Source organism: Streptomyces sp. NPDC001770 (assembly GCF_053596135.1).
Window position 1 is genome coordinate 85,430 of record NZ_JBSFFN010000020.1, and the last position, 16,936, is coordinate 102,365.

At 72.5% G+C, this 16,936-nt stretch carries 23 protein-coding genes; 11 read left to right on the forward strand and 12 right to left on the reverse strand.

The genetic code is table 11. The features are described 5' to 3' along the window. The first annotated feature begins 61 nt into the window (after positions 1–61). Both ACWCSV_RS19400 and ACWCSV_RS19405 read left to right on the forward strand, forming a co-directional pair. Positions 62–958 carry a helix-turn-helix transcriptional regulator gene (locus tag ACWCSV_RS19400; RefSeq protein ID WP_451143736.1) on the forward strand — a complete coding sequence of 299 codons (897 nt, stop codon included), beginning with the start codon at positions 62–64 and terminating at the stop codon, positions 956–958. 180 nt (positions 959–1,138) lie between these two features. Then, the gene (locus tag ACWCSV_RS19405; RefSeq protein WP_451143738.1) at positions 1,139–1,774 is read left to right on the forward strand and encodes a LysE family transporter; all 636 of its coding nucleotides are present in this window, start codon (positions 1,139–1,141) and stop codon (positions 1,772–1,774) included. 49 nt (positions 1,775–1,823) lie between these two features. Here the strand turns inward: ACWCSV_RS19405 and ACWCSV_RS19410 are convergent, their stop codons facing one another. Beyond that, a complete protein-coding gene (locus ACWCSV_RS19410; protein WP_451143741.1) occupies positions 1,824–2,216 on the reverse strand; it encodes a MerR family transcriptional regulator in 393 nt (130 codons plus the stop codon). A gap of 60 nt (positions 2,217–2,276) precedes the next feature. Between ACWCSV_RS19410 and ACWCSV_RS19415 the strand changes: the two genes are divergently transcribed. Beyond that, positions 2,277–3,437 (forward strand): alkene reductase, encoded by a 1,161-nt coding sequence (locus ACWCSV_RS19415; protein WP_451143743.1) that lies wholly within the window; start codon positions 2,277–2,279, stop codon positions 3,435–3,437. 101 nt (positions 3,438–3,538) lie between these two features. On the opposite strand, the gene ACWCSV_RS19420 is transcribed toward ACWCSV_RS19415, so the two are convergent. Next, positions 3,539–4,135 (reverse strand): nuclear transport factor 2 family protein, encoded by a 597-nt coding sequence (locus tag ACWCSV_RS19420; protein WP_451143745.1) that lies wholly within the window; start codon positions 4,133–4,135, stop codon positions 3,539–3,541. Positions 4,136–4,221: 86 nt separating this feature from the next. Here ACWCSV_RS19420 and ACWCSV_RS19425 point away from each other — a divergent pair, with 86 nt between their 5' ends. Then, positions 4,222–5,103, forward strand: a complete 882-nt coding sequence (locus tag ACWCSV_RS19425; protein WP_451143747.1) for a LysR substrate-binding domain-containing protein — start codon at positions 4,222–4,224, stop codon at positions 5,101–5,103. A 101-nt stretch (positions 5,104–5,204) separates the two neighbouring features. Next, positions 5,205–5,954, forward strand: coding sequence for a hypothetical protein (locus tag ACWCSV_RS19430; protein WP_451143842.1), 750 nt, complete (start codon positions 5,205–5,207; stop codon positions 5,952–5,954). On the opposite strand, the gene ACWCSV_RS19435 is transcribed toward ACWCSV_RS19430, so the two are convergent. From ACWCSV_RS19435 to ACWCSV_RS19450, 4 genes are all read right to left on the reverse strand, one after another. Further along, positions 5,948–6,463, reverse strand: a complete 516-nt coding sequence (locus tag ACWCSV_RS19435; RefSeq protein WP_451143749.1) for a DinB family protein — start codon at positions 6,461–6,463, stop codon at positions 5,948–5,950. The genes ACWCSV_RS19430 and ACWCSV_RS19435 overlap by 7 nt on opposite strands. A 213-nt stretch (positions 6,464–6,676) precedes the next feature. Then, entirely contained in the window at positions 6,677–6,874 is a 198-nt protein-coding gene (locus ACWCSV_RS19440; protein ID WP_451143751.1) for a DUF397 domain-containing protein, read from the reverse strand. Continuing rightward, the gene (locus ACWCSV_RS19445) at positions 6,871–7,077 is read right to left on the reverse strand and encodes a DUF397 domain-containing protein (protein ID WP_451143753.1); all 207 of its coding nucleotides are present in this window, start codon (positions 7,075–7,077) and stop codon (positions 6,871–6,873) included. The genes ACWCSV_RS19440 and ACWCSV_RS19445 overlap by 4 nt, the downstream gene beginning before the upstream one ends. Beyond that, positions 7,074–7,898 carry a helix-turn-helix domain-containing protein gene (locus tag ACWCSV_RS19450; protein WP_451143755.1) on the reverse strand — a complete coding sequence of 275 codons (825 nt, stop codon included), beginning with the start codon at positions 7,896–7,898 and terminating at the stop codon, positions 7,074–7,076. Before ACWCSV_RS19450 ends, ACWCSV_RS19445 begins: the two co-directional genes overlap by 4 nt. A gap of 151 nt (positions 7,899–8,049) precedes the next feature. On the opposite strand from ACWCSV_RS19450, the gene ACWCSV_RS19455 reads away from it, so the two are divergent. The 3 genes from ACWCSV_RS19455 (at position 8,050) to ACWCSV_RS19465 (ending at position 10,190) form a co-directional block, all read left to right on the forward strand. Continuing rightward, the gene (locus ACWCSV_RS19455) at positions 8,050–8,481 is read left to right on the forward strand and encodes a hypothetical protein (protein ID WP_451143757.1); all 432 of its coding nucleotides are present in this window, start codon (positions 8,050–8,052) and stop codon (positions 8,479–8,481) included. 146 nt (positions 8,482–8,627) lie between these two features. Continuing rightward, complete coding sequence (locus ACWCSV_RS19460) at positions 8,628–9,743, forward strand: ADP-ribosylglycohydrolase family protein (protein ID WP_451143759.1); 1,116 nt, start codon at positions 8,628–8,630, stop codon at positions 9,741–9,743. Positions 9,744–9,899: 156 nt separating this feature from the next. Further along, positions 9,900–10,190 carry a DUF1330 domain-containing protein gene (locus tag ACWCSV_RS19465; RefSeq protein ID WP_451143761.1) on the forward strand — a complete coding sequence of 97 codons (291 nt, stop codon included), beginning with the start codon at positions 9,900–9,902 and terminating at the stop codon, positions 10,188–10,190. A 33-nt stretch (positions 10,191–10,223) separates the two neighbouring features. Here ACWCSV_RS19465 and ACWCSV_RS19470 read toward each other — a convergent pair whose 3' ends face one another. The 3 genes from ACWCSV_RS19470 to ACWCSV_RS19480 all read right to left on the reverse strand — a co-directional run bounded on the left by ACWCSV_RS19470 (position 10,224) and on the right by ACWCSV_RS19480 (position 12,577). Further along, a complete protein-coding gene (locus ACWCSV_RS19470) occupies positions 10,224–11,357 on the reverse strand; it encodes an adenylate/guanylate cyclase domain-containing protein (protein WP_451143763.1) in 1,134 nt (377 codons plus the stop codon). Further along, positions 11,354–11,803: a universal stress protein gene (locus ACWCSV_RS19475; protein WP_451143765.1), complete on the reverse strand. Its 450-nt coding sequence runs from the start codon at positions 11,801–11,803 to the stop codon at positions 11,354–11,356. Before ACWCSV_RS19475 ends, ACWCSV_RS19470 begins: the two co-directional genes overlap by 4 nt. A 174-nt stretch (positions 11,804–11,977) precedes the next feature. Beyond that, entirely contained in the window at positions 11,978–12,577 is a 600-nt protein-coding gene (locus tag ACWCSV_RS19480) for a CGNR zinc finger domain-containing protein (protein WP_451143767.1), read from the reverse strand. A gap of 151 nt (positions 12,578–12,728) precedes the next feature. Here ACWCSV_RS19480 and ACWCSV_RS19485 point away from each other — a divergent pair, with 151 nt between their 5' ends. Then, on the forward strand, positions 12,729–13,217 hold the full coding sequence (locus tag ACWCSV_RS19485; protein WP_451143769.1) for a carboxymuconolactone decarboxylase family protein: 489 nt from the start codon (positions 12,729–12,731) through the stop codon (positions 13,215–13,217). Positions 13,218–13,315: 98 nt separating this feature from the next. Further along, complete coding sequence (locus tag ACWCSV_RS19490; protein WP_451143844.1) at positions 13,316–14,275, forward strand: phosphotriesterase family protein; 960 nt, start codon at positions 13,316–13,318, stop codon at positions 14,273–14,275. A 10-nt stretch (positions 14,276–14,285) separates the two neighbouring features. On the opposite strand, the gene ACWCSV_RS19495 is transcribed toward ACWCSV_RS19490, so the two are convergent. The 3 genes from ACWCSV_RS19495 to ACWCSV_RS19505 form a co-directional block, all read right to left on the reverse strand. Continuing rightward, the gene (locus tag ACWCSV_RS19495) at positions 14,286–14,750 is read right to left on the reverse strand and encodes a hypothetical protein (RefSeq protein WP_451143771.1); all 465 of its coding nucleotides are present in this window, start codon (positions 14,748–14,750) and stop codon (positions 14,286–14,288) included. Positions 14,751–14,905: 155 nt separating this feature from the next. Next, positions 14,906–15,220, reverse strand: coding sequence for a DUF2316 family protein (locus tag ACWCSV_RS19500; RefSeq protein WP_451143773.1), 315 nt, complete (start codon positions 15,218–15,220; stop codon positions 14,906–14,908). A 42-nt stretch (positions 15,221–15,262) separates the two neighbouring features. Continuing rightward, positions 15,263–16,192, reverse strand: coding sequence for an aldo/keto reductase (locus tag ACWCSV_RS19505; RefSeq protein WP_451143775.1), 930 nt, complete (start codon positions 16,190–16,192; stop codon positions 15,263–15,265). An 85-nt stretch (positions 16,193–16,277) separates the two neighbouring features. On the opposite strand from ACWCSV_RS19505, the gene ACWCSV_RS19510 reads away from it, so the two are divergent. Continuing rightward, on the forward strand, positions 16,278–16,931 hold the full coding sequence (locus ACWCSV_RS19510; RefSeq protein ID WP_451143777.1) for a TetR/AcrR family transcriptional regulator: 654 nt from the start codon (positions 16,278–16,280) through the stop codon (positions 16,929–16,931). The last annotated feature ends 5 nt before the right edge of the window (positions 16,932–16,936 follow it).

Genomic DNA, 16,936 nt, shown 5'->3' on the forward strand with positions numbered 1-16,936 from the left:
CTGTTTATCGGGGTACCAGTACTACCTGGATCTCCCGGCCCCGAGGCCCGACACTGGGGTGGTGACCTCTTCGACGCCCGACCGCAACGCCCTCGGCGCCTTCCTGCGCGCCCGCCGAGCCCGCGTCAGCCCCGGTGACGTGGGGCTGCCCCCGGGCGGACGGCGCCGCACGCCCGGACTGCGGCGCGAGGAGGTCGCGCAGCTCGCCGGGGTCGGGGTCACCTGGTACACGTGGCTCGAACAGGGCAGGGCCCGGAACGCCTCCGACCAGGTACTGGACGCGGTGGCGCGCGTCCTGCGCCTGGACGCCGCCGAGCACCAGCACCTGATGGTGCTCGCGGGCCGGGGCACGGCCGTCGAGCCGGGACCGCCCATGGACCTGCGCCCCGAACACACCACCGTCCTCGCCAAGTTGCTGCCGTACCCGGCCGCCGTGCAGACCGACTGCTACGACCTGGTCGCGGCCAACCGCACCTACCGGTACCTCTTCGCCGACCTCGACGCGTACCCGGTCGAGGAACGCAACTGCGCGTGGCTGATGTTCACCGAACCGGGCTGGCGCAACAGCCTGGTCGACGAGGACACCGTCCTCCGCGACATGACCGCGAGGCTCCGCGCCCGCCAGCCGGAACACCGCGACGACCCCCGCTGGAACGCGCTGATCACCCGGCTGCGCCAGGAGTCGCCGGACTTCGTACGGTACTGGGAGACGTACGAAGTCGGCGCCGACCGGACCCAGTTGCGCCACTACCGCTCCCCGCGCGTCGGCGGACTCGACGTCCAGTTCCAGAGCCTGTGGCTGGACCGGGGGCGGGGCGAACGGATCATCGTCATGACGCCCGACGACCCCGCCACCGCCCAGCGCCTGGAGCGCCTCGACTCGCTGGTCGGGGCCGCGCCGGCGTGGACGTCTCTCGGGGACAGTGCCGCCGCGGGTGGTTCGGCCGCGGGGGCCTGAGCGCGGGCCGCCGCATTCCTCGGACAGCGGGCCGCGCCGAAAACGGGTTGCCCGGGTGGCGGCCCCCTCCGAGAATCCGCCCATGACTCCCTCGGTGCTGCCGCTGTCGTTCCTCGCCGCCATGACCCGGGGCCTCCAGCAGCGGACCGGCGGTCCGGGGAGGCCGACTCCGCACCCCGCGTGAGCGCGGCGCTGGTCGCGGGGCTGCTGGCCGGCTACGGCATCGCCGTACCGGTCGGGGCGGTCGCGACCTGCCTGGTGGCGCTCACCGCGCGGACCTCGCCGCGGGTCGGCGTCGGAGCGGCGCTCGGCGTCGCGACCGCCGACGGCCTGTACGCGCTGCTCGCCACGGCCGGGGGCTCGGCCCTCGCCCCGTTCGTCGAACCCGTCGCGCCGCTGCTGCGGTGGGCCTCGGCCGCGGTCCTCGCCGCACTGGCGTGCCGGGGCGCGGTGACGGCCGTACGCCGGCACCGCGCGGGGGAGACCCCGGGCGGCGGGACCGGCCGGAGGCCGGCGGGCCCGCTGCGGGCGTACCTCGCGCTGCTGGGCCTCACGCTGATGAACCCGGTCACGGTCCTGTACTTCTCCGCCCTGGTGCTCGCGGACCGGGGCGCCACGGCGCCGGGCCCCGGGGAACGGGCCGTGTTCGTCCTGGCGGCCTTCGCGGCCTCCGCCTCCTGGCAGTTGCTTCTGGTCGGCGGCGGGGCGCTGCTGGGGCGCGTACTGACGGGCCCGCGCGGCCGGTTGCTCACCTCGCTGGTCTCCAGCGCCGTGATCGTCGGACTCGCGGCCCGGCTGGTACTCGCCCCGCCCTGACGGGAGCCCTGTGCGACGGCGTCACCGGCGGCCGGCGGTGACGGGAGCCCTACGCGACGGCGTCACCGGCGGCCGACGGCGGCGACTGCTCCTTCGCCGTGGCGATCACCTCGTCCAACACCTCGCGGGAGCGCAGCAGTTCGGCGATCTTCCGGTCGATCCGGTCGCGCTCCACGCCGAGGTCGCTGACCAGCCGCGGCGTGGCGACGGCGGACGGCCCGCCGTCCGAGTCCCTCACGCAGGGCAGGAGTTCGTAGATCTTCGAGCTGCACAGTCCGGCCGCGTAGAACTCCTGGATGCGGATGACCCGGTCGACAGCGCCTTCGGGGTACTCGCGGTGCCCGCCGGGTGTACGGTCCGAGGCCAGCAGGCCCTGCTGCTCGTAGTAGCGCAGGGAGCGTTCGCTCACGCCCGTACGCCGGGCCAGTTCACCGATGCGCATGACGCTCCAGCTCCTTTGCGACTTGAACCTGACACCGGTGTCAATTCTTACCCTCCCGGCATGACGAACGCACCCGCCTCCGCCCAGCCGTCCGTACCCGCTGTTTCCCGGCCTGCCGGCCTCGCCCCCCGTACGGTCTTCGACCCCGCCGACCTCGGCCCGCTCCGTCTCCCGAACCGTCTGGTGATGGCCCCGCTGACCCGCAACCGCGCCACCCCCGACGGTGTCCCCACCCCGCTCATGGCCACCTACTACGCCCAGCGCGCCACGGCCGGCCTGATCATCGCCGAGGCGTCCACCCCGAACGCGGTCGGGCAGACGTACCCCAACATCACCGCCATCCACCGCCCCGACCACGTCGCCGGATGGCGCCTGGTCACCGACGCGGTACGCGCGGCGGGCGGGCGGATGTTCCTCCAGCTCCAGCACGGCGGACGCGTCGGCCACCCCGACACCAGCGGCCTGACCCCGGTCGCCCCCTCGCCGGTGGCGCTCCCCGAAACGCTCCACACGCCCACCGGGAAGCAACAGGCGCCCGTGCCCCGCGAGATGAGCCTCCAGGACATCGCGGACCACGTCGCCGACTTCGCCTCCGCCGCGCGCCGCGCGATCGAGGCGGGCTTCGAAGGGGTCGAAGTGCACAGCGCCAACGGCCACTTGCTGCACCAGTTCCTGTCGCAGAACACCAACCGCCGCACCGACGCCTACGGCGGCCCGGTCGGCAACCGCGTCCGGTTCGTCGCCGAGGTGGTCCGGGCCGTCGCCGAGGAGATCGGCGCCGAGCGGGTGGGGCTGCGGGTCTCTCCCGGCAACACGGTCAACAGCATCCAGGAGGGGGACACCGAGGAGATCTACCCCGCCCTCGTCGCCGCCCTGGCCGACAGCCGGATCGCCTACCTGCACATCGGGTACGCCGACCCGGACCAGCCCGTCTTCCAGCGGATCCGCAAGGACTGGCCCGGCACCCTGATCGCCAACCCGGTGCTCCCGAAGGACCGCATCCCCGAGGACGGCGGCCTCGCCGCGAGCGAACGCCTTCTCACCGCCGGAGCCGACCTCGTCGCTCTCGGCCGCCCCTTCCTCGCCAACCCGGACCTGGTCCACCGGCTGCGTACCGGAGCGCCGGTCAACCAGGTGCGGGACGCGTACATGATGTACGTCGGCGGGGCGACGGGCTACACGGACTACCCGGCCCTTGCGGAGCAGCCGGGCGTCGAGTGAGCCGGAGGCGGCGGTGGTCCTGCCTCCGCCCTGCCCCCTCCGCGCGCCGCCCCGCCCGGAGGCAGAGGTGGCCGCCGCCCATGGGACGCGTGGGCGCGTCGTCACCCTCGCTGCGGAGCACCGCCCAGCCAGGCGAAGGCGGACTCCTTGATGTCCCGCTCCAGGTCGCTGCCCTTGGTCGCGAAGACCCGGCCGACCGGGTAGCCGCTGGCCTCCAGCAGATAGGCGAGGGCCGCGTACTCCCTCGGGTACCGGGCGACCGCCTGCGCGTCGATGTCGACGATCCCGGCGGGGAAGGTGAAGGTGCCGAAGTCGTAGACGCTCTTGCGGTCGCTGATGCGCCATACCCCGTCCCGCTTCTCCAGACGGTCGATGAACCGGTTGTGGCCGTTGCAGCCGAGCCGGAGGTCGACGTTCTCGCCGATGATGACGGCGTTGGTCTCGCTGACGGCGCGGGTGCCGTCGGCCGAGAAGGTCACCACGGGTGCGGTGATCAGGTGCTTGGTGCGGAAGGCGGAGGTCCCCATGCGGGCGGAGGCGTCCACGAACTCGTACGCGGGCCCCTCGAACCAGGTGATCTCGATGCGGCCGTCGGGGTGGAACAGGCCCTTGAGGCGTTCCCACTCGCCCAGGTCGCGGTGGATCCACCCGGTCATGAGGTCGGCGATGTCCTGTCGGTCCTGAGATGTCACGTTCATGCGTCCAGTTTTCGCCGCGAAGGGCGATAGGTCCAACCCAAAGATACGATCGATCGATCGGTGCGAGCGATGGACGGTGGTGGGCGGTGGAGCTGCGGCACCTGCGCTACTTCGTCGCCGTCGCCGACGAGCGCCACTTCGGCCGGGCCGCCGACCTGCTGCACGTCACCCAGTCCACCCTCAGCGCCCAGGTGCAGGCCCTGGAGCGCGAGGTGGGCGGACGCCTGTTCAGCCGGACGAGCCGCCGTGTCGAGCTGACGGAGGCCGGCGAGCAACTGCTGCCCGAAGCCCGCCGCGCCCTCGCACAGGCGGACCGGGCCCTCCAGACCGCCCGGTGGTCGGTGCGGGGTGAGACGGGGGCGGTGCGGATCGGCTTCTCCGGCGTCGCAGCGCTGCGGGGCGTCCTCTCCGAGGACGTGCGCGGCTTCCGCCGGGCGCGCCCCCGCGTCGGACTCACCCTGACCGAGCTTCCGCCCGCCGCCCAGGTCCAGGCAGTACGCGACGGCGCGCTCGACATCGGCTACTGCCCCGACCTCGGTCTCGCCGACACCGACGGACTGCGCGTCATCCGGCGCGCCCTCACGCCGATGTCCGTCGCCGTGCGCTCCGACCACGAACTGGCGCGCCTCGCCTCGGTGACCACCGCCGACGTGAGGGCCCACGACCTCATCGTCTTCGCGAGCCGAGAAGAGGACGAGACCGTCCTCTCCCGGCTCTGGCCCGCCCCCGTGGAGGACCGCTCCGGCGTCCGCCTGGTCGCCAGCACCCTCGGCGTCCTCGCCCTCGCGGCAGCGGGTGAGGGCGTGGCCCTCGTCCCCACGGCCACGGAGCGCATCACCCTGCCCGGTCTCACCTACCGCCCCCTGAGGGGAGCGCCACCGGGGCCGGACCTGCTGGTACTCGGCCGGCACGACGAGACGTCCGGAGCGGTCCGCGCCTACCTCGACACCGTGCCCTCCACGCTGTGACCCTGGACAGCCTGGCGCTGTCGCGCGCGAGGTACGCCGACGACCGAGGAGCGGGCGGTGCCCGCCGACATTCTGAGCGAGGAACGGTGCGGGACATGGGCATGGGCACGAATGTGGACGTGGATGCGGACGTACCGGCGTTCGAACTCCCTCTCGTCAAGGCGGTGTTCAGGGACGTCACCCCGCTGAACGTCTCCCGGCCGGCGGCTCGGGCCGCCGCGTCGGTGACGCGGACCGTGCTGACGGGTCTCATCGACGGGGCGCTGCGAGCGGCGGCGGAGGAGTCCCGGAGGAAGCTGCTTCCCCAGGACCTCGTGACCGCCGTCGACCGGGACGTCGAGCTGGAGGTGGGGGCGGGCTGGTACCAGCACAGTCCTGCGTTCAAAGGGCTGACCGGAGTCGTGTACGACGCCGAGGGCGCCGTCGTGGAGGCTCCTGGGCGCGGCGGCTCGCCCAAGCCGAGTTCTGTGGCGGGGGCCCACAGGTTCGAGGCCGGAATCAGGAAACTGCTGCGTGAGCGGGGTGCGGTGGCCGTCCCGGCGATGGTCCGCGAGCTGGACGGGATCGCGAGCGTGTTTCTGACGGACCTCGCCCGGGACGCGGCCATGGTCGTCCGGGAGGGCGGGATCAAACGGTTCGGCACGGTCACTTCGGTGACGCCGGGCGAACTGTCCGACCCGCTCCCGGCGCCCGAGTCCGCCCCGGTCGCCTCGGCCCTTTCCCCTCGCACGGGAGACGGCCGGACCATCGGCAGGGACGACGTCCTGGCCGCCACCATGATCCAGTTGTTCGGTGAGGTCAGGCAGCGCGCCGTCGCTGCGGCACGGGAAGCGACGGAGACGGCTCAGTAGTAGCCCGTGGTGCCGTCGAGCAGCTCCCGGACGATGTCCGCGTGCCCCGCGTGCCGTCCCGTCTCCTCGACGAGGTGGATCAGCATCCAGCGGAGGTTGGCGCCGGCGGAGTGGAAGCCGGAGTGCCGGCCGATGTCGTCCAAGGAGGCCGCGGCGACGATCTCGTTGCCGCGCGCGCACTGGGCCTCGTACTCCGCGAGGAGCTCCGCCAGGGGGCGGTCGTCGGAGACCCAGTCGGCGGCCTCACTCGACTCGTCGAACGCCGGGTTCTGCTTCTCGTCCCCGCCGAGGAACAGCACCTCCAGCCACATGTGCTCGGTCCAGCGCATGTGGGAGACGAGACCGGCCATCGTCATGAGCGGTGAGGTCGGGACGACGGAACGGTGCGCGTCCTCCTCGCTGATCCCCTCGCACTTCCAGCGCAGGATCTGCCGCTGCAGGTCCAACCAGCCGATCAGCGCGGTTCGTTCGTCCGCCTGGAGTGGGGGGCGCTTCAGTTCCTGTGTCATAGCGGCGCACGCTACCGGGGCGGCTGGGAAGCACAATCGGATTTACGGCGCGCGGGGTACGCGATCGGTGACGGCCCGAGCGGGCCAGCCCTGGTCCGTGGAGCGCCCCAAAGCCCGGGGAAGCCTCGGCCCCGAGCCAGTCCGTGGCCCGGAGCCGCAGGCGGAGCGGCGGGCGCCGGGCCATTGCCACGTCGCGCGCCTGCGCTCGGTGGCTCAGCGCTGGGCAGCGAAAGCGACGAACTCGGCCCAGGCGGTGGCGGTGACGAGGAGGGCGGGTCCGGTGGGGTTCTTGCTGTCACGGACGGGGACGAGGCCGGGGAAGTCGTCGGCGACTTCTAGGCAGTTGTTCGGACCGCCGTCGCTGTGGCTCGACTTGCGCCAGGTGGTGTGGCCCAGGTCGGGTGCGTTCATCGCTTCGTCCTCCGTACGTCCTGGATGAAGGCTCTCCACGCGGGTGCGCTGATGAGAAGGGCCGGTCCGGTCGGGTTCTTGCTGTCGCGGACGGGGACGAGGCCGGGGAAGTCGTCGGCGACTTCCAAGCAGTTGGTGTCGCCGCCGTCGCTGAAAGTTGACTTGCGCCACGCGGCGATGGAGAGGTCAAGCGTGCGGTTCATGATTGATGCTCCTCCAAAACGCCCCGGATGAATACCAGCGACTCCGCTGGTGACAGGGCCAGATCGCGGACACGATCGTAGGACAGTCGGTAGCTGGTCACCTTGTCCGGCTCGTCGATCAACTCGCCGACGCCGTTGCCCTCCACATAGGCAACGGAGCTGCCATCCGGGTCCCAGAGAATGGAGAGGTGGCTGGCCATGAGCCCGTGCACACCCGCTGAGAACGGCAACACCTGGAGAACAACGTCTGGGAGACTGCAGGCCGCGATGAGATGCTGCAACTGGGACTCCCAGGACTTCGCGTTCACCGTTGGTCGGCGTAGCGCCACCTCATCCAGGATCAGCCGCACGTGGGGGGCCGGGTCGCGGCGAAGGATCTCCTGACGGCTCATGCGGGCTGCCACCTGCTCTTCGACCAGCTCGATGTTGCCGTTCGACGTCTGGGACGCAGACAACACCTCCCGGGCGTAGTCCTCCGTCTGGAAGAGCCCAGGAATCGCAAGTTGAAACTTCCACATGACGCGAGCCCGACTCTCCAGCCGCATGAACTCCTTGTACTTGTCCTTGAAGACTTCCCGCCGCGCCACCACCCACAACCCTTTGAGTAGCTCCCCGCTTCCGTAGTACCGGTCGAGGTCCTCCATCACCTCCAGTTTCGAGAGCCGTTGGCCGACCTCCAGCCGGTACAGGTAGCTCTTGTCGTAGCGGGTCTCCGAGGCGAGCTGGGACAGCGACTTGCCGGCGTTCTCGCGCAGGAAGCGCAGCGTCCGTCCGAGCGCGGCACGTCCTGATTCTTCGTCCACGTCGGCCGGTTCGGTCATCGTGGGCCTCCCGTTGTCCTGTGTGCGGGCAATCGTGTCTGCTTCCGAGCGTAGGTCGCGGCGGTGATCATCGAGTCACGAACAGTGAGCATCACCCGATGGAAGTCACTGCGAAGTCACCCGAAGTCACCGCGTCTGTGAGGCACATGTCATGACCGATTCCCAGTTCCGTCTGCTGCCCTGGAACTCGCCCGAGGGCAGGCGCTGTTACCTCAGCACCGACGACCCCGACAGCCGGATGTCGCGGCTGGCCGACGAGGTGGAGGCCGATCTCGTCGCGTGCGGGGAGGACGTGCTCGCCGGGGCGCGGGAGGTGCTGGCAGACGAGGCGGCCGGGGAGGCGGCCGTACGGTTCGCGCTCAAGGCGACCGCCGACGCGTTGCGGGACGCGCTGCTGGTGGCGGAGTGCCGGGAGGGGCGGCCGCCGTTCGCGTGGATCGTCGGCGGGGTGAGTCCGGGGCCCCGGCGGGACGGCTTCCGGCGACCGGAGGCGGAGGAGTCCTCGAAGGACTTCGAGGAGGGGGCTGCGGAGGGGCCGGAGGAGGGGGGTCTCGAAGAGTGTGGCGGGAATCCCGCCGGGTGACCCGTCCGTCCGGGAAAACCCTGATGAATGCCGTTCAAAAGTGATCTCCAGAGCTACTCCGTACATTCCGTTCCGGCACTGAATCAGTCGTTCCTGTTCTATTACAGTGCTGGCGGAGCCGTACCGACGGTAGGGGGACTGGCCGGATGACCATCGGGACCACAGCTGTCTGGGGCCGTGTGGAACAGCAGGACTTCCGCAGCCGGGTACGGGGGGCGCTGCTGGGCGCCGCGCTCGGGGACGCCCTCGGGGCCGGGGTCACTCCGCTGACGCTGGAGGAGATCCGGGAGGCGCACGGGGTGGGGGGTGTCGCCGACTTCGTGCCGGTGGACGGGCGGCGGGGCGGGGTCACGGCGGTCACCCAGCTGACCCTGTTCACCGTGGACGGGCTGATACGGGCCCAGGTGCGGCGGGACACGGGCGTCTGGCATCCGCCGACCGACGTGTACCGGGCCCATCTGCGGTGGGCGGCGACGCAGCGCGACTGGGGGCCGGACGAGCGGCGTGAGGGCGACGGCTGGCTCGCGCGCGAGGAGTGGCTGTACGCCCGGCGCGGTCCCGCGCGGGCCTGCCTGCACGGCTTCGGCGACACGACGATGGGCACCCTGGAGCGCCCCAGGAACCCGGAGGCGCGGGATTCCGCCGCGCTGACCCGGTCCGCACCGTTCGGGCTGCTCGTGGGGTGGGAGCCGCAGCTGGTGTGCCAGCTCGCCGTGGAGTGCGCGGCGCAGAGCCACGGCCACTCGACGGCCCAACTGGCCGCCGGTGCCTTCGCCGTGGTGATGCACGGGCTGGCCCGGCGGGACACCCTGGACGGTTCGGTGCAGCGGGCGCTGGCGCTGCTCGCGGAACGCCCGGGCCACGAGCCCGTCACCGAGGCGTTGCGCTCGGCCCTCGGAGCCGTACGACAAGGCATTCCGGGCCCGGCGCTGATCGAGTCGCTGGGCTCGGAGGACTCGGCGGAGGAGGTGCTCGCGGTGGGGCTGTACTGCGCTCTCGTCGGTGAGGACGTGCGCCACGGGCTCCGGCTGGCCGTGAACCACGGTGGGCCGTCCTCGCCCACCGCGGCGGTCTGCGGGGCGCTGCTCGGCGCGCTGCACGGGGAGACGGCCCTGCCGCCGTCCTGGCTCGCCGAGATCGAGGGCCGGGCCACCCTGCTCGAACTCGCCGACGACTTCGCGATGGAGATGACGCAGGGCCCGGCCCTGCACAACGCGACTGCTGCGGCGCCGGGTTGGCTCGCCCGGTATCCGAGGGCGTGACGCGAAACGGTTCGTCCCGCGGCGGACGCCGCGGGCGGCGGACCGTGCCGCCGCGCGTCGCCGCGCACTCGGTGAGTACGAGTTCTGGTCAACACGGCTGCTCGGACGGCCTATTGGAGTGGATCCAGGAATCGGCGACCGCGTAGGTTCGTCCGCATGACCGCTTACGTGATCGCAGACGTGCAGCTGACCGGCAACCCCGACGAACTGGCCGAGTACCGTTCGCAGGTGGTCGCGACCCTCGCGCCCCACGGTGGCCGCTATCTGGCCCGGGGCGGTGAGACGGATGTCGTCGAGGGCGACTGGACCCCCGGGCAGATCGTCCTCGTGGAGTTCCCGGACCTGGCCTCCGCGCGAGCCTGGAACGATTCGGCGGAGTACCGGGCGATCGCACCGCTGCGCATCCGGAACACGGACAGCAGAAGGCTGATCGTCGAGGGCATCTGACTCCGGGGTCTTCCGCGCGCCCGGCCGGTCCGGTCAGTCGCCCCCGGGCCGCCCGTGGGCCCGCCCCGGCCGCAGCAGCACCGGTCGCAGCCTGCTGTATCCGCGTACCGACACGGGCCTCAGTGAACGGAGTTCGTACGCGGGCAGGCCCGAGAGCTCTCCGGCCAGCTCGGTGTTGACGAGTACGGTGTCGGGGCGGGCGACGGCGGTGAGGCGGGCGGCGATGTTCACGGCCGCCCCGTAGACGTCGCCGAAGCGGCTGAGTACGGCTCCGTGGGCGAGCCCGGTCCGTACCTGCGGCAGCCGGGCCTCCGCCCCGGCGCGGGCGGTGAGCTCCAGAGCGATGTCGGCGGCCTCGGACGCCGACTCGCAGACGAAGAGCACCTCGTCGCCGATGGTCTTCACGACCCGGCCCCGGCCCTCGGCGACCACGTCACCGGTGAGGCCCTCGAACAGGTCGAGTACGCGCACGAGTTCGGCGTTCCCGAGGCCGCGGGTCATCCGCGTGTAGCCCACCATGTCGGTGAAGCCCACCGCCCGGTCGCGGACGTCGGCCCCCTCGTGGTCCGGCAACGGCTCGTCCTGCCCCGGCCCGGAGGGTACGGCCCGCGTCGCCTCCTGCGCCTCGGCGAGGACGCGTTCCGCGTACGCCGAGAGGTGCCGGCGCCACACATGCTGCTGCAACTGCTCCATCTCCGGCAGCAACGCGGCAGCGTGCGCCATCAACTTCCCGCCGTCCAGGGCGGAGTCCGACTCGCGGTTGATCCAGGACCAGAGGGTGTGGACCTCCCACTCCGCCAGCCGGGACAGGTGGTGGCCCAGGGCGCGGGCCATCATGATCTCGCTCTCCTCGGTGATGAGCCCGGCCGCGATGAGCCGTTCCCCCGCCCGGAGCGCCTCGACGTCGGCCTCCGTGAAGACCCTCGCGTCCTCCTCGACCATCGGGAAGCCGAGCGCGCGCCAGATCTGCGCGGTGCGCCCGGCCCCCACCCCGGACCGCTCGGCCATCTCCTGCCGCGTCCAGACGCGGCCGCCGCCGAGCAGCACCTCCTCGATGGCAGCCGCGAGGTCGGCGGTGCCGAAGAGCCCGGACACCCCGTCCGCCGGGCTGCCGGAACTTAACAGATCGGGTGCGTCGGTGCTCTCGGGCCTCCCGGCCGCACTCATGTGGTGTGCACGATCAGCACGTCGAGCGGTGCCTTGCGGGCGATGTCCGCCGGCACGGAGCCGAGGATGCGCCCGGCGAGCGAACGCAGTCCCCGGTTGCCGACGACCAGCAGGTCGGCCGAGGTCTCCCGGGCCGTACGGGTGAGCGCGGCGACCGGCTCGTCCTCCACCGCGATCGTCCGCACCTCGTCCGCGCCCTGGGCCTTGGCCCGGTCCTTCGCGATGCGCAGGGTGGCCTCGGCGGGAGCGGAGCCGACGACCTGGTATGCCTCCGCACCCAACTGGTCCTGTGCCGCGACGAGTTCATGCCCACGCATCGGGACGTACGCGCAGGCTATGACGAGTTCGGCCTTGCTGTCGGCGGCGAGCCGGGCCGCCCTCTCGACCGCCGCCAGAGACGACTCCGAGCCGTCCGTACCGACCATGACCGTGCGGTAGGCGCCCACGCCAAACCCCTTACTCCGCAGTAAACTTACTGAAAAGTAAGGTAGAGCGGCAGGGTCCGCCGGGCAAGGGGTGGGGCACGCAGGGAACGCGTGACGTGCCGCACGTGCCGCACGTACCGCACGTACCGCACGTGCTGTGCCGCGTCGGCCGCGACCGGTCCGGAGCCGCCGGCCCTACGCGCGCCCGGCGGGCGCCGGAGTGCCCGGGGTGAGCGGGGCGGAGGCCGCCCGGCGGGCCCGGTGCGCACGGACCCGGCCCCGGCTGGCGCACGCGGGGGAGGGGCACCAGCGGCGACGGCCGGCGGGGTCGGTGAACACGCCCCGGCAGTCGTCCTCGGGGCACACCTTGAGCCCGTCCCGGTCCGCTCCGGTCAGGTGGTCCGCGGCCTGCCGGGCGATACGGGCGAGGGCGTCGCCGGTGGTGGCCGGCGGGCGCCGGCGCAGCCGGTCTCCGCCGGTGAGCTCCACCCGGTCGTCGGCGGCGAGGAACTCCCCCAGCTCCGCGACCGCGTCCTCCGGAGGGGTGCTGTCCTGCGCGGTGGCGAGGGCCAGGGAGCGGAGGCATTCACGCAGGCGCCAGGCGCGTTCCAGGTCGGTCCGCGTGGGTCCCCGGTCCGGCGCCAGCTCGCTCAGCTTCAGCCATTCGCCCAGCCGCTCCGCCGAGTCGATGCGTTCGACGGGGTGGCCGCTGAAGGCGCGGCCCCGGGTGGCGAGCAGGTTGAGCCACGTCGTGCCGCAGTCGAAACGGAAGGTGCGGGGGTCTTCGGTCGCCATGGTGCGAGTGTAACGGCTGGGGCGTTACGTCTGCTAGCTTCGTAACGGCTCACCCGTTACGGCCCGCCTGATTCACCTCAGCCGATCCACCTCACCCGTCACGTCTCACCCGTCACGTCTCATCCGTCACTCCCTGATGAGGAGGCCAGTCATGGCCCCTGCACCCGCCCGCCTCGCGCCTCTGTCCGAGCGCCTGACCCCCGCCGTCCTCGACCGGGGGGAGGGGTATCGGACGCTGGATGTGCTCCAGGACCCGGCGACCCAGTCGCTCTTCCCCTGGCTGGAGGAGCTGGTGCCGGGGTTTCCCGACTGGCTGGTCACCACCCTGTTCGGCGGCACCTGCCAGCGCCCCGGACTCTCCTGGCGGGACAGGCAGTTGGTGAACCTGGGGGCGCTCACGGCGCTCGGCGGGGTCGATCCGCAACTGTCCGGGCAGGTCGTCACCTCGCTCCGCGTGGGACTGACCCCCGAGGAGGTGGCCGAGGTCTTCGTCCATCTGGCGCCCTACGTCGGCGTGCCCAAGGCGCTGGCCGGGCTACGGGTCGCTGCCGCGGCGCTGGAGGCGGCGGCCCCGCCTGCCGGAGCCGAAGGGGAGACGGAGGCCGCGCAGGCCGGAGCCGACGGGGATGCGGCCCGGTGACCGGCGGGACACGAGGCAGGGCGGGCCGGGCGGACCAGGCGCCGGGCGGTACGCAGGGCCGTACGCCGGGGGCGGCCGTCAGGACCGTACGCGGTGACATCGCCCCCGAGGAGCTGGGGGTCTGCGACGCCCACGACCACCTCTTCCTGCGCAGCCCGCGCCTCCCGGGCGAGGAGCTCGACGACGTCGGGGCCGCCCGGTCGGAACTGGAGTCCTTCGCGCGGGCCGGGGGGCGGGCCGTGGCGCAGTGGACCCCCTGGGGGATGGGGCGGCGGCGGTCCGTCCTGCCCGGCCTTTCCCGTGCGGCCGGTGTCCACCTGATCGCGGCGACCGGTCTGCATCAGGCGAAGCACTACGAGGGCGAGCGGGTGCCGGGGGACGTCGAGGCGCTGGCGGACCTCTTCATCAGGGAACTCAGCGAGGGGCCTGTGCGCGCGGGCCTGATCAAGGTGGCCGCCTCCTATCACCGCCTGGACGCGCACACCCGGCGGTCGATGGCCGCCGCGGCCGCCGCCCACCACGCCACCGGAGCCCCCATCGGCGTCCACCTCGAAGGCGGCACGGCGGCCCTGGAGACGCTCGCATTCCTCTGCTCGGACCACGGGGTTCCGGCGGACCGGGTGATCCTCGGGCACCTGCTCCGCTTCCCCGATACCGCGATCCACCACCAAGTGGCCGCCACAGGCGCGTACGTGGCGTTCGACGGTCCCTCCCGGGCTCATCACGCCGGCGACTGGCGGCTGCTGGAATGCGTGGCGGCACTCGCTGCCGCGGGGTACGCCGACCGCGTACTGCTCGGCGGCGACACCGTGGTGGCGTCGGCCCGGTCCTCGGCGGACGGACCGGGCATGCGGCACCTCCTGGAAGGGATCGGTCCGCGGATCGAACGGGAGATCGGCGGCGAGGTGGCCCACGCGGTCTTCGTCGGCAACCCCGCCCGCGCGTTCGCCGTGCGATGGCGGAATCCCGCGCTGGTTCCGCCGACGCCGCTGATGCCGACGTCGATGCCGACGCCGATGCCGACGCCGCTGAAGCCGACCCCGAGGGCGCCGGAGTGAGCGCCCCGGCTCACGCCGGGTGGGCGTAGTTCTTCCGGGCGGAGTACACCCAGGAGGCGGACTTCCAGGTCCCCAGCCGGAGTCGCAGACTGCTGTGCGGCGCGAGGGTGCCGGACAGTGCGATGTCGTGGAACCGGGACTCCGCGTTGGAGCATTCGGTCTCCGGGGAGTTCTTCCACCCCTCGCCGGTTCCGCCGTACTGGAGCCGGGCCGTGAACCGGGTGGCGGTGTAACAGCGGGCCTGCAGACGGCCCTTGAGCGTGTAGGTGCGGTTTCCGGCCCCGCTCCAGGAGAGCCGGCCGGTGAAGCTCAGAACCGCGGAGGTGTCGCCCCGCCGGACCCGGAACTCCACCGGCTGGTCGGCACGGACGGAGTGGGTGCGGGGGGCGGCGGCCATGGCGGTGGTGGCCGCCGCCCCAGGGACGAACAGTGCGGCGGCGGTCACGGTCACGACGGCGGTACGGGCAGGGCGCACGGGGAGAAGCCTTTCGAAGATCGCGAACAGGTCGGGATCTTCCTACCGGCCCACCGCGCCGCGGATCGCGATGGAACGGTTCGCCTCTCACCCGGATGGACACCACATCACCCGGGAGGGGTGGGGCCGGGCTCCGTCCGGGGCCCGGCGGGCGGTCACCCGGGGGTGAAGCCGTGGCGCGGGGCCTGCCGCAGCGTGAACCACGCGCGGGCCAGGAGGCGGGCGCGGCCCGTCAGTACGGTGAAGGGAACGGGGCGCCCGCCCGTGTCCCGTACGGCCTGGTCCAGGTAGTCGCGCAGTTGCCAGACCTCCGCGGGGCCCACCCCTTCGGTGACGTCGAGCATCCGCCGCACCTGCTCCGGCGCGACGCCCAAGTCCGCGGCGGTCTCCTCGACGCTGAGGCCCGACAAGGCCAGGTTGCTTCTCAACTCCTCGCTCGTGCGCCGGCGTTCGGCCTCGTTGAGAGACATGGTGCGACCTCGTTCCTGATGTGCGCGGGTGGGGTGGTTCCGCTACCGGACGATGTCCCCCGGGCGCGTCGGTACCGCGTCCAGGGCGGCGAGGGCCGAGGCGTCGAGGGTGATCGCGCCGGCCGCCACGTTCGCCTCCAGGTGCCCGGCGTCGGCCGTACCGGGGATGAGCAGCACGTTCGGGGCGTGGTGGAGCAGCCAGGCCAGGCCGACCTGGGCCGGGGTGCGGCCCAGCGACTCGGCGGCCGTGAGGACGGCGGGTTCGTCGGTCACCTTCGGCATGCCGGGGAAGGCGCTGCCGAGCGGGAAGTACGGCACCCAGGCGATGCCCTCCGCGACGCAGAGCCGGAGCATCTCCTCGTCGTCGCGGGCGACCAGGCTGTACGCGTTCTGCACGCAGGCCAGGCCCACCGGCAGCGCGTGGCGCAGTTCGGCCTCGCCGACGTGGCTGAGGCCGATCTCGCCGATCTTGCCCTGGTCCCGCAGCGCGGTCATGGTGGCGAGCTGGTCGTCGATGCCGACCTGCTGGTCCCCTTCGGCGACCAGTCCGGGGCCGCGTGCGGCGCGGCGCAGGTTGACCAGCGGAATCCGGTCGAGGCCGAGGCTCTTCAGGTTGTCCTCGACGGAGGCCCGCAGTTCCTCGGGCCGCTGGGCGAGGCGCAACGGATGGGGGCCGCCGGAGTGGGGTGTGGCACCGACCTTGCTGACGACGAGGACGCCGTCCTCGGGCCGGAGGGCCTCGCGGAGAATGTCGTTGGCGAAGCCGTCCCCGTAGAACTGGGCGGTGTCGATGTGGTCGACGCCGAGTTCGACCGCCCGGCGCACGAGCGCGAGGGCCGCGGCGCGGTCGTCCCGCAGGCGGGGGAGCTGCATGGCGCCGAAGCCGACGCGGGAGACGGTGCGGGTGCCGATGCGGCCCGCCCCTCCCGCTCGGAGGGCGCCGGTGGCCGTGGTGGTGTCCGTGGGCAGCATGAGGTATCCCGATTCTCGTGAGAGGATGGGTAAACGGAGGAACCTCCGTTATCTCGACCGTAGCACTACCGGAGGGTCCTCCGCTTTGACGACACCCGAAGCACCGGACGCACGGCCCCCCGCATCCGGGGGTGCTCGCCCCGCCCGCGCCGACGCGCGGCGCAACCGCGAGAAGCTGGTCGCCGCCGCCCGTACGGCGTTCGCGGCGGCCGACGACACCGTCCCTCTGGAGACCGTCGCCCGTGCGGCCGGTGTCGGCATCGGCACGCTCTACCGGCACTTCCCCACCCGCGAGGCGCTCGTGGAGGCTGTCTTCGCCGCCGAACTCGACGCCGTCGCCGACAGCGCCCCCGGCCTGCTCGCGGAGTTCCCGCCCGAGGTCGCGCTGCGCGTCTGGATGGACCGCTACGCCGCGTTCGTCGCGGCCAAGCGCGGGCTGCTGGGCACCCTCCGCGCGGGCTGGGCCTCCGGAGCGATAGCCACCCCGGCCACCCGGGAGCGGCTGACCGCCGCGATCGCGGCCCTCCTCGAGGCGGGAGTGCGCACGGGCACCCTCCGTGCGGACGTCGAGCCCGGCGACGTCACCACCATGGTCTTCGGCGTCTTCCACCCCGTGGTCGACGACGGCACCCCCGACCGGACCGGCCGGGTGCTCGACCTCGTCATGGACGCGCTCCGGACGCGCGACGGGAACACCGTTCCAGCGCGGCGAGCAGGAAGCTCCGAACGATCTTCGTGAGACGG